The 13033-nt window shown below is 63.4% G+C and carries 13 protein-coding genes and 1 pseudogene; 9 read left to right on the top strand and 5 right to left on the bottom strand.

What is annotated here, in order from left to right; genetic code table 11:
• The first annotated feature begins 28 nt into the window (after window positions 1-28).
• Window positions 29-985, top strand: coding sequence for a DMT family transporter (locus ABIE52_RS09325; protein ID WP_030535619.1), 957 nt, complete (start codon window positions 29-31; stop codon window positions 983-985).
• Here the strand turns inward: ABIE52_RS09325 and ABIE52_RS09320 are convergent.
• The 3 genes and pseudogenes from ABIE52_RS09320 to ABIE52_RS09310 all read right to left on the bottom strand — a co-directional run bounded on the left by ABIE52_RS09320 (window position 947) and on the right by ABIE52_RS09310 (window position 3004).
• Window positions 947-1780, bottom strand: a complete 834-nt coding sequence (locus ABIE52_RS09320; protein WP_003942723.1) for an SDR family NAD(P)-dependent oxidoreductase — start codon at window positions 1778-1780, stop codon at window positions 947-949. The two genes, ABIE52_RS09325 and ABIE52_RS09320, sit on opposite strands and share 39 nt — an antisense overlap.
• Window positions 1777-2274 (bottom strand): nuclear transport factor 2 family protein, encoded by a 498-nt coding sequence (locus tag ABIE52_RS09315; RefSeq protein WP_007735030.1) that lies wholly within the window; start codon window positions 2272-2274, stop codon window positions 1777-1779. The genes ABIE52_RS09320 and ABIE52_RS09315 overlap by 4 nt, the downstream gene beginning before the upstream one ends.
• 93 nt (window positions 2275-2367) lie before the next feature.
• Window positions 2368-3004: pseudogene (locus ABIE52_RS09310) on the bottom strand (TetR/AcrR family transcriptional regulator).
• An 83-nt stretch (window positions 3005-3087) separates the two neighbouring features.
• Here ABIE52_RS09310 and ABIE52_RS09305 point away from each other — a divergent pair.
• Window positions 3088-4512 carry an MFS transporter gene (locus ABIE52_RS09305; RefSeq protein ID WP_064073682.1) on the top strand — a complete coding sequence of 475 codons (1425 nt, stop codon included), beginning with the start codon at window positions 3088-3090 and terminating at the stop codon, window positions 4510-4512.
• Window positions 4513-4563: 51 nt separating this feature from the next.
• Here the strand turns inward: ABIE52_RS09305 and ABIE52_RS09300 are convergent, their stop codons facing one another.
• A complete protein-coding gene (locus tag ABIE52_RS09300) occupies window positions 4564-5019 on the bottom strand; it encodes a ferritin-like domain-containing protein (protein ID WP_192712499.1) in 456 nt (151 codons plus the stop codon).
• A complete protein-coding gene (locus ABIE52_RS09295; RefSeq protein WP_042450877.1) occupies window positions 5016-5465 on the bottom strand; it encodes a hypothetical protein in 450 nt (149 codons plus the stop codon). Before ABIE52_RS09295 ends, ABIE52_RS09300 begins: the two co-directional genes overlap by 4 nt.
• A gap of 271 nt (window positions 5466-5736) precedes the next feature.
• On the opposite strand from ABIE52_RS09295, the gene rimP reads away from it, so the two are divergent.
• The 7 genes from rimP to ABIE52_RS09260 all read left to right on the top strand — a co-directional run bounded on the left by rimP (window position 5737) and on the right by ABIE52_RS09260 (window position 13033).
• Window positions 5737-6357 (top strand): ribosome maturation factor RimP, encoded by a 621-nt coding sequence (gene rimP / locus ABIE52_RS09290; protein ID WP_003942795.1) that lies wholly within the window; start codon window positions 5737-5739, stop codon window positions 6355-6357.
• Window positions 6354-7385 (top strand): transcription termination factor NusA, encoded by a 1032-nt coding sequence (nusA, locus tag ABIE52_RS09285; RefSeq protein WP_003942738.1) that lies wholly within the window; start codon window positions 6354-6356, stop codon window positions 7383-7385. Before rimP ends, nusA begins: the two co-directional genes overlap by 4 nt.
• Window positions 7386-7429: 44 nt before the next feature.
• On the top strand, window positions 7430-7780 hold the full coding sequence (locus ABIE52_RS09280) for a YlxR family protein (RefSeq protein ID WP_019748063.1): 351 nt from the start codon (window positions 7430-7432) through the stop codon (window positions 7778-7780).
• Between the two features lie 108 nt (window positions 7781-7888).
• Window positions 7889-10834, top strand: coding sequence for a translation initiation factor IF-2 (infB, locus tag ABIE52_RS09275; RefSeq protein WP_030535614.1), 2946 nt, complete (start codon window positions 7889-7891; stop codon window positions 10832-10834).
• A gap of 113 nt (window positions 10835-10947) precedes the next feature.
• Window positions 10948-11238 carry a DUF503 domain-containing protein gene (locus ABIE52_RS09270; protein ID WP_003942205.1) on the top strand — a complete coding sequence of 97 codons (291 nt, stop codon included), beginning with the start codon at window positions 10948-10950 and terminating at the stop codon, window positions 11236-11238.
• Window positions 11239-11548: 310 nt separating this feature from the next.
• A complete protein-coding gene (gene rbfA, locus ABIE52_RS09265; protein ID WP_003942248.1) occupies window positions 11549-12028 on the top strand; it encodes a 30S ribosome-binding factor RbfA in 480 nt (159 codons plus the stop codon).
• Between the two features lie 12 nt (window positions 12029-12040).
• Window positions 12041-13033, top strand: coding sequence for a DHH family phosphoesterase (locus tag ABIE52_RS09260; protein ID WP_192712498.1), 993 nt, complete (start codon window positions 12041-12043; stop codon window positions 13031-13033).

Below are 13033 nucleotides of genomic sequence, written 5' to 3'. Positions count from 1 at the left end.
TATCGTCGCGCCGCAGGAACCGCTACCGATGCCATCGTCTCGATCCGGTTTGTGGTGGGGCTTGCTCGGTGTGCTGGCGTTCTCGTTCACCGTTCCGCTCACGAGGGTCGCCGTCGCGGATCTCGACCCCCTGTTCGTCGGTGCGGGCCGCGCTGTCGTTGCCGGGGCCCTTGCGATTGTGATGCTGTCGGTTACTCGCGCGACGCTTCCGACGCTTCGGCAGTGGTTTCGCATCGCACTCGTGACTGTTGGTGCGGTACTGGGGTTTTCACTGTTCACCACGTTTGCGTTGCAGACATCGCCGGCGAGTCACGCGGCAGTCGTGATCGGGCTACTCCCCGCTGCGACCGCGGTATTTGCCGTCGTCCGAGGAAAAGAGCGTCCCAGTAAGGGATTCTGGTGGGCAAGCGCCGCCGGCGCGGTATCGGTCGTAGGGTTCGTGGCGATTGCAAACGGCGGACTCGGCTCGTTTCATCTCGCTGATCTTCTTCTGTTCGCCGCGGTGGTGTGTGCAGCGCTGGCATATTCGGAAGGTGCGTTGCTGGCCCGCGAGATCGGGTCGTGGCAGACGATTGCCTGGGCATTGATTCTCGGACTGCCGGTCACGATTGCGTTGACGGTGGCGTCCATGGCCCAGGCTCCGGTCTCTGCCGATGTGAATTCGTGGCTTTCGTTTGCCTACCTGGGATGCGTGAGTATGTTTCTCGGGTTCTTTCCTTGGTACCGGGGTCTGGCGATCGGTCCCATTTCCACTGTGAGCCAAACACAGTTGGTTCAACCGGTGCTCAGCATTGCCTGGTCGGCGCTGATACTCGGTGAGACGTTGTCACCCTCGATCGTGGCCGGCGGTGTCGTCGTCATCGGGTGTGCCTGGCTTGCCCTGAAGGCGCGAGTGGCAGCGCCGCGTGCTGTGCCGGCACGCGACGCGACCACTGCTACTGATGAATCAGAAAAGCGGGCCGCCACCGAAGGCACTGCGGTGTGACGCCGGTTGTTTCCCGTTGGCGTCGGTGATTCCGTACTCGACGGCCGTCTCGGCGGTGATCAGTGTGTGACCGCTGCGCGCGTTCACTTCTGGATCGTTGGCCAATGCAGTGATGACTTGGCCGACGAATTCCGGGGTTTCGGCCTCGGCCAGTGAGAAGCCTTCGAAGCTCTCGATCCCACTCGCCTCCATCCGCTCGTTGCGGATCAACCCGAGCCAGAAGGAAAGTGCGGTGACGCCGGTCCCCTTCAATTCGACAGCCATGTCCGCGGCCATCTTGTCCAAACCTGCCTTCGACATCCCGTACAGCACAGAGTGCAGGTACCCGCGGGTGCCGAACGACGAGATGTTGCCGATCACTCCACTGCCCCGGGGAACCATCAACTTCGCCGCTTCCACCGAAGCAACGTAGTGGGCGCGCAGTCCGATTCCGATCAGCGAATCCCAATCGTCGATCGGCCTCTTCCAGAACGGATCGGCGAAGCCTGCATAACCCGCCGGGTTTGCCCAGACGTTGTTGACCAGAAGATCGAGGCGGCCTGACTGTTCCTCGGCGATGCGTGCAAACAGGTCGACGATCTGTTGATCGTCGGCGTGATCGCACTGCACGGCAATGCCGTGACCACCGCGCTCGGTGATCTCGGCTGCGGTGCGATCGAGTGGGCCGTCGTCGCCGACGGTTCCTCGGGCCGTCACGTACACCGTCCATCCGTCGCTTCCCAGCGCGAGGGCAATGCCCTTGCCGACGCTCCGGCTGGCACCGGTTACGAGCGCAACTTTTCCGTTCGTCGTCATCGCGGCCCACCCAACGAACCCTCGGCGATGTCAGCGTCCGGGGAAAGGGGAGTGGTGATCGACCACGTCTCCGTGAAATGGCATTGACTCATTTTCCACATACCGTCCTCGATCACGTACTTGTCGTCGTATTCGCCGGTCATCAACTTCTCGGTGCGCCCGACGGTGTCGATCTGGCGGAACTGCAGAGCCCATCGCCCCACCGCCGACGTCTCCGAGGTCAGTGTGATGTCGGGATGCAATCCGTGATGCATGTCGAGGACCGCGTACCGGCCGTCGACCTTGCGAAGAGCGATCTTCTCGAAGATGTCCGCCATCGGCCCCGCGTCGTCGAAGGCGCCGAGGCGGCCGTAGTCGATCGACGCTCCGGAACGGATGAAGCTGTTGCGGAACCCAACTGGATCCTTGGCATCACATGCTCGCCAGTAGCCGTGCTTGAGCTTCTTGATTTCCTCGATCTGTTCGAGCGCGTCGAGGCGTTGTGCGAGATCCAACGTCGGTCCTTTTCGTCTGGGTTTCCCGGAGACATGTCGGATCGACTGTAGGGTGTCCTCAGTCACATGTGTGTAGTTTTTCCCAGTGACCGGTCAGGAATCGGTGTCGGTTTCGCTCGAGGATTCGTCGCCGGTGAGCGTGATCGCAGTCGAGTCGCTGAAGACGCTGCCCCAGAGCTCGCCGAGGGCTGGATCTTCTTCGGCGTGTTCGGGCGCCATCATTGCGAGCAGATTGTTGATCAGCATCCCGTTCGCGATGAACAAACGCGCTTGCTCGGGTGTGCAACCGGTGCGCTCGCGCAGCAAGGTGTAGATGCCGGACATGGCGTTCCGAGGAGACGGCGGCGACATCATCGGTGCTGGTGGCGAAGCCGTGCAACATGACAAGCAGTAGATCTCGGTCGAGAACCAGCTCGCCGTAGGCGGATCCGAGTTCGGCCCAGAACTGCGGATTGCTCGGATCGATCGTGACCGTATCCAATTTGTCGTTGAAGGTGCGGACGATTTCGTCGAGCGCGCGCGTGAACACTGCGTGGAACAAATCTGCCTTGGTTCCGAACATACGCACGACGTAGGGCTGCGAGACACCGGCTTCCTTGGCGACGGCGTCCGTACTGGTCCCCGAGTATCCACCCTTTGCGAAAGCTCGCGTTGCCGCGGCAAGGACCAACGCGCGACGTTCCGGTGCGCTCATCCTGCGGGTACGTGGTTCAGCTGCACCGATCGACATGTTGACACGTTATCACCGGATAGCTTAGTTTCGACTTAAGTAATCATCCGATGCCTTAAGGCACCTTCACTCGAGGAATCACGATGACCGTTTTGACGAAGTCCGGATCGGACGCCGCATCCGGGTCGGAAAGCAGTGGAGGACGTAAGGTTCCGATCGCGATAGCGATGGTTGCTGCCTCTCTGCCCATGTTCATGGCCACCCTCGATAACCTCGTGATGACGAGCGCGCTGCCGGTGATCGAGAAGGAGCTGAATGCGTCCGTCGGGCAACTTCAGTGGTTCATGAATGCGTACACGCTCTGCTTTGCGACGCTGATGCTTTCGGCGACGACGCTCGGCGATCGGTGGGGGCGCCGCAAGATGTTCGTGTTCGGGATCGGGCTGTTCACGGCGGCGTCGATTGCTTCGGCGTTGTCGACGACACCAAGCCTGCTCATCGCGGCCCGAGCCTTTCAGGGCGCCGGCGCTGCCGCGATCATGCCGCTCTCACTCACTCTCCTCGTGGCAGCGGTACCGGAAGCCAAGCGCGCCATGGCAATCGGCGTGTGGGGTGGAGTCTCCGGGCTGGGAATCGCGATGGGTCCGGTTGTCGGTGGGGCGGTAGTCGACGGGTTCTCATGGCAGGGCATCTTCTGGATAAACGTGCCGGTTGCGATCGTCGCTGTTCCTCTCGCGTTGTACGCGCTGCGCGAATCGACCGGTCGCACACAGCCTCTCGACCTTCCCGGTGTCGCACTCGCCGGACTCGGTGTGTTCCTGGCGGTGTGGGGGATCGTTCACGGCAACGACGACGGCTGGGGATCGCTTGGAGTAGTTGCGTCGTTGGTCGGGTCCGCAGTCGCGTTGGCACTGTTCGTTCTTCGCGAGATGAAGACCTCGCATCCGGTGATGCCCCTACGTCTGTTCCGTTCACGCAGCTTCTCGATGGCGAACGTCATCGGCTTGACCTTCTCGATCGGAATCTTCGGGGCGGTGTTCCTGCTCTCGCAGTACCTCCAGATCGTGATGGGCTACAGCCCGTTCCAAGCAGGCCTGCGGACGCTTCCGTGGACGGCAGCGCCGATGATCTTCGCGCCTCTCGCCGGTTTTCTGGCGCCGAAGGTCGGGCTCCGTTCGCTTCTGCTGACCGGTCTGTTGCTCCAGGCCGGAGCATTGTTCTGGTTGGCAGCGTTGATCGGTCCCGACGTGACGTACGGGTCGCTGGTTCCGGCTCTACTGATGGCGGGCATCGGCATGGGCCTGACCTTCGCGCCGAGCTCGACGGCGGTACTCGTCGACATGGACGAGCCTGATCACGGAACGGCCAGTTCGACCAACTCGACGCTTCGTGAGATCGGTGTTGCACTGGGAATCGCGGTTCTCACTGCAGTCTTCCTTGCCGCCGGCGGTGCCCTCACGCCACTCGGTTACGGAGATGCGCTGACACCTGCACTGCGCGTCGGCGGTTGCTTCGTATTGGTTGCGGTTGTCGCGGCGTGGTTCGTGCCCTCGCATCGCAAGGCCTGAGCCGCTGTGCGCCTTTATTAACCGCCGGCGGTTAATAAAGGCGCACAGCAGTTACGAAGCCGGGTCCCCCGGGAACGCTGAGGTGGCCGGAGCGGTTCCCAGCGCGGACCGCCATCCGGCGCCGCGGATAGCCGCATCGGTCAGGCCGTCGATTCCGAACGTGCGGAGTTGGTCGGTATCGACCTGTTCGACGAATGCCCGGTAGGTCACGGCGGTGTCGGATTCGATCTGTGCTGCCAGCTGTGCCGCGGAAACGGCGTCCGTCACCGGAAACGGGATCTCGTACGCTGCCGCGGCTGTCGGCGGGGTCACGCCCGCGTCGGTCGACAGGGCAACCAGCGCATCACGTCGTGCGCGGTGCGCTGCTGTGTGCGTGGCAACCTCGTTGACACGGGCAGGATTCGAAAACGCGGCAACCACTCCGTAAGCGAAGATCGCGGCATTCTCTGATTCGATTGCGGTCAGCAAGGCAGAACTCTCGGATCGACGGGTGTGCGAAATGATCACGGAAGCAACACCGCTACCTGAGTCGAGCACGACGCGCTGATCGAACCGAGCAGGCCCGCGCGATAGCCGGACATCGTCCGAGCGAGATCCGCGGCACTGCGCGCCGAATCGGCCAGCGAGGTACTCAAGGTTTCGACGCCCGTAGGAGCGTTTGCGACCGAGGTCGACGGGGGCGCTGTGGTCGTAGCGGCGCCGCTGCCCGCTGCTCGCGCAATCTCGGCGTCGAGTTCGAGTGCGTGCGCTGTGCGTTCGGCGCTGATCGTGGTCAGTGATGCCGACTTGTCCGGCGCGAGTGCGATGGCGGCGGTTGCGGCTGCCGCGTCGGAGCGGGCTCGATCGGCCTGGGCCGTCAGCTGGTCGACTTCTGCAGCCGCCTCCGCTGTGCCGTTGTCGGTGCAGGCGGACAACGAGAAGGCAGCAGCGCCCAACGCTGCTGTTCCCGTCATCTTGAGCGCACTCCGCCGGGAGAGTGGGGTAGTAGTCATGGGCGTCAGCACCAGTCCATCGTGCCAGGTGGTCGGCTGATCGTTCGAATCCGCGGCACGTGTTCAAGTGTGACGTGCGTCGGGCACTCTGGTCACGGAGACGCGCAATGAGCGGTACTCTTGGATGCTTGCAGCATGTGGCACCTGGTGTCTTTTCATGCTCGCAGCCGCCCACGTCGACAGTCGACACAAGTCGGACAATCGACGACAACTGAAATGAGGAGTTCGCGAGATGCCGGTGCCATCCAGGGAGAGGGTGATCGAGCTGATCTCCGAACTCGTGCACGCCCAGGGTTATGACGTCGAAGACGTTGTCGTGACCAGTGCGGGCAAGCACAGCGCGGTGCGCATCATGGTCGACAGCGATGCCGGGATCGAGCTCGATGCCGCCGCGGAGATCAGCAGACTCGTTTCGGAACTTTTCGACACCCTCGAGGAAATCGGTGAAACGCCGTACACCCTCGAGGTGACCTCCCCGGGAATTGACCGCCCACTGACGCTCGATCGTCACTGGCGTCGGGCTCGCGGACGTAAAGCGCGAATCGATCTGGCCGGCGAGACCGTGGTGGGCCGTATCGGAACGTTGAACGACGATTCCGTGGCAGTTGTCATCGGTGGCCGTGGCGGACTGACCGTGCGCGAGATTGCACTGGGCGACGTTCAAAAGGCTGTAGTTCAGGTGGAGTTCTCGAAGCCCAGTGAGGCGGAGTTGGAACTCGCGGGCGGCATCCCGGAGGGGCGCGCAGTTCCTTCGGATGCGGTTGACCTCACCGAGGACTCGGGCGTGGACAGTGTCGAAGACGACGAAGCAGAATTAGAAGACGTAGAAAACGAAGAAGGGTTCGACAAGTGAATATCGACATTGCAGCGTTGCGAGCGATCGAAGCCGAAAAAGGTGTCTCGATCGAAACTGTGATCGCCACGATCCAGACCGCGCTGCTGACGGCGTACCGCCACACCGAGGGGCACAAGCAGAACGCTCGGATCGATGTCAACATCAAGACCGGTTCGGTGCGAGTGATGGCGCACGACACCGATGCCGACGGCAACATGATCGGTGAGGAGTGGGATGACACTCCCGAGGGATTCGGACGCATCGCGGCGACCACCGCACGCCAGGTCATCCTGCAGCGTCTGCGCGACGCCGAGCACGAGCGCAGTTTCGGTGAGTTCTCCACCCATGAGGGTGAAATCGTCGGCGGTGTCATTCAGCGTGACACGCGTGCGAATTCCCGCGGAATGGTCGTCGTCCGAATCGGCAGCGAATCCAATGGCGCCGAAGGATTGTTGCCGCCTGCAGAACAGGTTCCCGGCGAGAACTACGAGCACGGTGAGCGCATCAAGTGCTACGTCGTCGGAGTTGCTCGCGGAGCCCGCGGCCCACAGATCACCCTCTCGCGGACCCACCCGAACCTGGTTCGCAAGTTGTTCGCACTCGAGGTTCCAGAGATCGCGGACGGCAGCGTCGAGATCATCAACGTCGCGCGCGAAGCGGGACATCGTTCCAAGATCGCCGTTGCCTCACGTGTGCAGGGGCTCAACGCAAAGGGTGCATGCATCGGCCCGATGGGTCAGCGCGTCCGCAACGTCATGAGCGAACTCGCGGGGGAGAAGATCGACATCATCGACTTCGACGAAGATCCCGCGACGTTTGTGGGCAACGCACTTTCCCCGTCGAAAGTGGTCTCCGTCACTGTCGTCGATCCCGAGGCTCGTGCGGCCCGTGTCATCGTGCCCGATTTCCAGCTTTCGTTGGCCATCGGAAAAGAGGGTCAAAATGCCCGCCTGGCTGCGCGGTTGACGGGTTGGCGTATCGACATTCGTAGCGATGCGGCACCCGTTGGCGACGCGTCCGACCGGCCCGCCACGTCCAACGGATAACGGTGGAATGCAGTGATCGAGACGGTTCGGCGGTAGAGTGGACAATGGTTCGACGTGAGTCCTCGGATTCTGCGCGCGTGAAACCCGGTTCGCCGGTCAGAACGTGTGTGGGATGCAGGGAACAAGGGTCGGCTGTCGATCTGTTGAGGGTCGTGGTTGGTGAGCAGGGGCCGGAGGGTTCCCCGCTCGTCCCCGACGTATCGCGAAGACTCCCCGGTCGAGGTGCATGGCTGCACCTGGATCCGAGTTGTCTGAGCCTGGCAGAGCGGCGCCGAGCATTCAGCAGAGCACTGCGAGTGTCCGGAAATCTGGACACGTCCGCTGTCGACCAGCTGGTCGACGCAGTTCACACAAAAGCAGTACCTCTCGAGAAGAACAGGCACAAGCACTCATGAGCACACCGTGAAGCACCAACGATGAACGTCCATCGGCGATAACCCGAGGTCGTGCGGGACCCACATCTGTGGGATGCCTCCTGCTCGACCTCATCAGTGAGGAGAGCAGTGGCAGGCAAGGCCCGCGTGCACGAGTTGGCTAAAGAACTCGGTGTCACCAGCAAGGAACTACTCGCAACGCTCAAGGAGCAAGGCGAGTTCGTGAAGTCTGCGTCATCCACAGTGGAGGCGCCCGTCGCCCGTCGTCTGCGGGAGTCATTCCCGTCGGCAGGCGGAGCAGAAACCAAGTCCGAGACCGGCGCAGCCGCTCCGGCGGCTCGCCCCGCGGCAAAGCCCGGCGCACCGTCGCCGTCGGCTGCAAAGCCTGGCGCACCGCGTCCCGGCCCCAAGCCGGCCGCACCCGCACCGGCTGCTCCCGCAGCTCCGGCCCCGGCAGCCCCCGCGGCTCCCGCAGCCGCTGCTCCGGCAGCACCGTCAGCGCCGGTCCCCACCCCGACGTTCAACGCTCCGAAACCAGCACAGCCGGCACGTCCGGCTCCGGCTGCTCCCGCAGCGTCGGCACCGGCAGCCCCCGCGGCTCCGGCCGCACCGTCCACCGGCGCAAAGCCCGGCGGACCGCGTCCGGGACCGAAGGCACCTCGCGTCGGTAACAACCCGTACTCCTCGGCACCCGCCGAGCGTCCGGCACCTCGTCCGGCTCCCGGCGCACCGCGTCCGGGCGCAGGTCAGGGCGGTTCTCGTCCGGCTCCGGGTCAGGGCGGTCCCCGTCCGGCTCCCGGTCAGGGTGGACCTCGTCCGGCTCCGGGTCAGGGCGGTCCCCGTCCGGCTCCCGGCCAGGGTGGACCCCGTCCGCCTGCAGGTCAGGGCGGACCCCGTCCCAGCCCCGGCTCCATGCCTCCTCGCCCGAACCCGGGTGCAATGCCTGCTCGTTCCGCTCGTCCCGCGCCCGGTGGCGGCGGACGTCCGGGTCGTCCCGGTGGCGCTCCCGGTGGTCGTCCGGGTGGCGGCGGCGGTGGATACCGCGGTGGCGGCGCTCCCGGCGCCGGTGCTGGTGCAGGTGCTCCCGGTGGAGCAGCTCCGGCCGGTGGATTCCGCGGTCGTCCCGGCGGCGGTGGCCGTCCCGGTCAGCGCGGCGCAGCGGCAGGTGCATTCGGTCGTCCCGGCGGAGCAGTTCGCCGTGGACGTAAGTCGAAGCGGGCGAAGCGCGCCGAGTACGAAAGCATGCAGGCTCCCGCAGTCGGCGGCGTCAGGCTGCCACGCGGCAACGGCGAGACCATCCGTCTCGCTCGCGGCGCATCTCTGTCGGACTTCGCGGACAAGATCGACGCGAACCCCGCAGCACTCGTGCAGGCGTTGTTCAACCTCGGTGAGATGGTCACGGCAACTCAGTCGGTCAACGACGAGACGCTGGAGCTGCTCGGCGGCGAAATGAACTACGTCGTGCAGGTCGTCAGCCCGGAGGACGAGGATCGCGAGCTGCTCGACAGCTTCGACCTCACCTACGGCGAGGACGCCGGCGGAGAAGAGGACCTCGAGTCCCGTCCGCCTGTGGTCACCGTCATGGGCCACGTCGACCACGGTAAGACCCGTCTGCTCGACGTGATCCGTAAGGCGAATGTCCGTGAGGGCGAAGCCGGCGGCATCACGCAGCACATCGGTGCCTACCAGGTGCTGACCGAGCTCGAGGGCAACGAGCGTCTCGTGACGTTCATCGACACCCCCGGTCACGAGGCCTTCACGGCCATGCGTGCTCGTGGTGCCAAGGCCACCGACCTCGCGATCCTTGTTGTCGCAGCCGACGACGGCGTCATGCCGCAGACGGTGGAAGCGATCAACCACGCCCAGGCGGCCGACGTGCCGATCGTGGTCGCGGTGAACAAGATCGACAAGGAAGGCGCGAACCCGGACAAGATCCGGCAGCAGCTCACCGAGTACGGACTGGTGGCCGAGGAATACGGCGGAGACACCATGTTCGTCGACATCTCGGCGAAGCAGGGTCTCAACATCGACGCACTGCTCGAAGCAGTGCTGTTGACGGCCGACGCTTCCCTGGATCTGCGCGCCAACCCGGACATGGACGCGCAGGGTGTTGCCATCGAGGCGCACCTCGACCGTGGCCGCGGCCCCGTCGCTACCGTGCTCATTCAGCGCGGAACGCTGCGGGTCGGCGACTCGATCGTTGCCGGCGATGCTTACGGCCGCGTCCGCCGCATGGTGGACGAGCACGGTCAGGACGTCCACGAGGCACTGCCTTCACGTCCGGTCCAGGTCATCGGCTTCACGTCGGTCCCCGGTGCAGGCGACAACCTGCTCGTGGTCGACGAGGACCGTATCGCTCGTCAGATCGCGGACCGTCGCAACGCACGTAAGCGCAACGCGCTTGCAGCGAAGAGTCGTAAGCGCATCAGCCTCGACGATCTCGATGCAGCTCTGAAGGAACATTCACAGCTGAACTTGATCCTCAAGGGTGACAACTCGGGAACCGTGGAGGCCCTCGAAGAGGCTCTCCTCGGAATTCCGATCGACGACGAGGTGCAGTTGCGCGTCATCGACCGCGGTGTCGGTGGCATCACGGAGACCAACGTCAACCTGGCTGCTGCGTCCAACGCGATCATCATCGGCTTCAACGTCCGCGCCGAAGGCAAGGCAACGGAGCTGGCGAACCGCGAGGGCGTCGATATTCGCTACTACTCGGTGATCTACCAGGCCATCGACGAGGTCGAAAAGGCACTCAAGGGTCTGCTCAAGCCGGTGTACGAAGAGGTCGAGCTGGGCAAGGCAGAGATCCGCGCCATGTTCCGTTCGTCCAAGATCGGCAACATTGCCGGTTGCTTGGTCACGTCGGGCAGCATCCGTCGCAACGCCAAGGCACGTCTCATCCGCGACAGCAAGGTCATCGCCGAGACGGTCACCATCTCCTCGCTCAAGCGGGAGAAGGAAGACGCTACCGAGGTTCGCGAAGGCTACGAATGTGGTTTGACCGTCACCTATTCCGATATCAAGATCGGTGACGTTCTCGAGTGCTACGAGCTTCGCGAGAAGCCGCGCGACTGACTATGTCGACACGGGCGTTGGGGCGGACGCACGTGAGTACTAGCTGACATGGACTCTCTCGGACTTGAACATACAAGTCCGAGAGAGTCCATTCGGCTCTGTATAGGGGGAAAATGTTTGTAGGGGCACTGGAGTTCGACATCCTTTTCGGCGATGTCCACTCACTCAAGGAAAAGCGTTCGATGCTGTCGCCGATCCTGACGGAACTCCGTCGATTCGGTGTGAGTGCAGCGGAGGCGGGGGAGCAGGGACGCCTGCGTCGTGCGCTCGTGGGAGTCGGTGTGGTCAGTTCGTCCGTCGATCACCTGCACGACGTTCTCGATCATTGTGAGCGGGCGGTCGCCGAGCGTCCGGAGATTCAGTTGCTGGCTGTGCGAAGGCGAATTTTCGGCCCGGAAGACTGAGCGTCACCGATCTGTGTCGCTTAGCCACTCTTCCAGACGCCGTAACGAATCGAGTTCGTCGGCAAGGGATTCGGTGGCTTCGGGTCCAACTGTGGCGGTGTTTGTGCTCACGCTCGACACATGCGACAACTGTGGAGATCGACGACGGCCCTGGCGGCGGTGGCTCGTGGTCGAAGACCTCTACCGATGGTGATTTGGTTGCCGGGTAGCCGATGGACGAGACTGTTGTCGGTAATAATTCTTGTTAACCAGAACTTTGATCGATCGAGTCACCTCGATTCGAGTGGCCAGGTAGAGGAGACTGACAGTCATGGTAGATCCAGCCCGGGCACGCAAGTTGGCAAAGCGTATCGGAACCATCGTCGCGACGGCGATCGATCACGAGATCAAGGATCCGCGACTCGCATTCGTGACCATCACGGACACCAAGGTCACCAACGATCTGCACGACGCGACGGTGTACTACACAGTCATGGGCGAGAAGGTTGATTCCGCACCCGATGTGGAAGCCGCCGCCGCAGGTCTCGAGAAGGCCAAGGGTGTTCTGCGCTCGAAGGTCGGTGCCGGAACCGGAGTTCGCTTCACACCGACTCTGACGTTTGTCGCCGATACCGTTCCCGACACCGCGCGTCATATGGAAGAACTGCTGGCCCGTGCCAAGGCCGCCGACGACGAGGTCGCCAAGGCGCGTGAGAATGCACAACCGGCCGGAGATGCAGATCCGTACAAGGAGCCGCGAGTGGCTTCGGACGAAGACGAGGCGTCGCCAGATGTTCGTGAAGCCGACTGACGCGCACCGAGAATGACGATCACCGCACTTTCGGACGTTGACCCCTGCGAGGCGAAGTTCGCTCAGGTGGCCGAGGTTCTCGAAGCAGCACATTCGGTGACAATCCTCTGCCATGTGCAACCGGATGCAGACACGATCGGCAGCGGACTCGCACTCGGTCTCGTTCTCGAGCGTCGGGGAGTTTCGGTGCAGGTCGCGTTCAGTCGGCCGTCGGCGCTGCCCGAGTCGATGCGCGATTTCCCCGGTCTCCACTTGCTCGTGGCGCCCACTGATGTTCGGGAAAGTGTCGATGTACTGGTGACGGTGGATGTCGGCAGCGAGGGCCGCCTCGGTGATTTGGCGAGTCGCCTCGGCGGCGCGAATCGCACGATCGTCCTTGATCACCATCGCTCCAATTCCGAGTTCGGAAGCATCAACGTCGTCGACGAAACCGCGGCCTCGACGACGGCACTCATCGCACGATTCTTCGATGCGTGGGGAGTCGCGATCGATCGCGACATCGCGCACTGTCTCTATGCCGGACTGGTCACCGACACCGGCTCCTTCCGGTGGGGAGGTCCGCTTCCGCACGTGCTCGCCGCGCGTTTGCTGGCGACCGGCATCGACGGCGACGCGATTGCGCGAAAGCTGCTCGACACCCATCCGTTCGGGTGGTTGCCGATGCTGGGCACCGTACTCGGGTCCGCGGTGCTGGTTCCGGAAGCTGCGGACGGCCGTGGGCTGGTGTACGCGGTGATCCGACGCAGTGACATCGGCGCTCTTCGCTCCGAGGAGATCGAGAGTGTCGTCGATATCGTGCGAACCACTTCGGAAGCCGAAGTTGCCGCCGTACTCAAAGAGTCGGTTTCCGGAAGCTGGTCGATCTCGTTGCGTGCAAAGTCGGCGATCGACGTGTCGGCGGTCGCTGAAAGTCTTGGTGGCGGCGGGCACCGGCTGTCGGCCGGATATACGTCGACCACTTCCAGCGACGAGATTGTTGCCGCGCTCGTCGCGGCACTCGGCTGA

It is taken from the genome of Rhodococcus sp. OAS809 (assembly GCF_040546695.1).
In the GTDB taxonomy this organism is placed as follows: domain Bacteria; phylum Actinomycetota; class Actinomycetes; order Mycobacteriales; family Mycobacteriaceae; genus Rhodococcus_F; species Rhodococcus_F qingshengii.
This window is presented reverse-complemented; position numbering and strand designations above follow the sequence as displayed.

What these genes read in the sequence shown, in the direction of transcription:
- ABIE52_RS09325 (WP_030535619.1), top strand. Translation starts at nt 29, where the DNA reads ATGCCATCGTCTCGATCCGGTTTGTGGTGGGGCTTGCTCGGTGTGCTG.
- ABIE52_RS09320 (WP_003942723.1), bottom strand. Translation starts at nt 1,780, where the DNA reads ATGACGACGAACGGAAAAGTTGCGCTCGTAACCGGTGCCAGCCGGAGC.
- ABIE52_RS09305 (WP_064073682.1), top strand. Translation starts at nt 3,088, where the DNA reads ATGACCGTTTTGACGAAGTCCGGATCGGACGCCGCATCCGGGTCGGAA.
- ABIE52_RS09295 (WP_042450877.1), bottom strand. Translation starts at nt 5,465, where the DNA reads ATGACGGGAACAGCAGCGTTGGGCGCTGCTGCCTTCTCGTTGTCCGCC.
- rimP (WP_003942795.1), top strand. Translation starts at nt 5,737, where the DNA reads ATGCCGGTGCCATCCAGGGAGAGGGTGATCGAGCTGATCTCCGAACTC.
- ABIE52_RS09280 (WP_019748063.1), top strand. Translation starts at nt 7,430, where the DNA reads ATGGTTCGACGTGAGTCCTCGGATTCTGCGCGCGTGAAACCCGGTTCG.
- ABIE52_RS09270 (WP_003942205.1), top strand. Translation starts at nt 10,948, where the DNA reads ATGTTTGTAGGGGCACTGGAGTTCGACATCCTTTTCGGCGATGTCCAC.
- rbfA (WP_003942248.1), top strand. Translation starts at nt 11,549, where the DNA reads ATGGTAGATCCAGCCCGGGCACGCAAGTTGGCAAAGCGTATCGGAACC.
- ABIE52_RS09260 (WP_192712498.1), top strand. Translation starts at nt 12,041, where the DNA reads ATGACGATCACCGCACTTTCGGACGTTGACCCCTGCGAGGCGAAGTTC.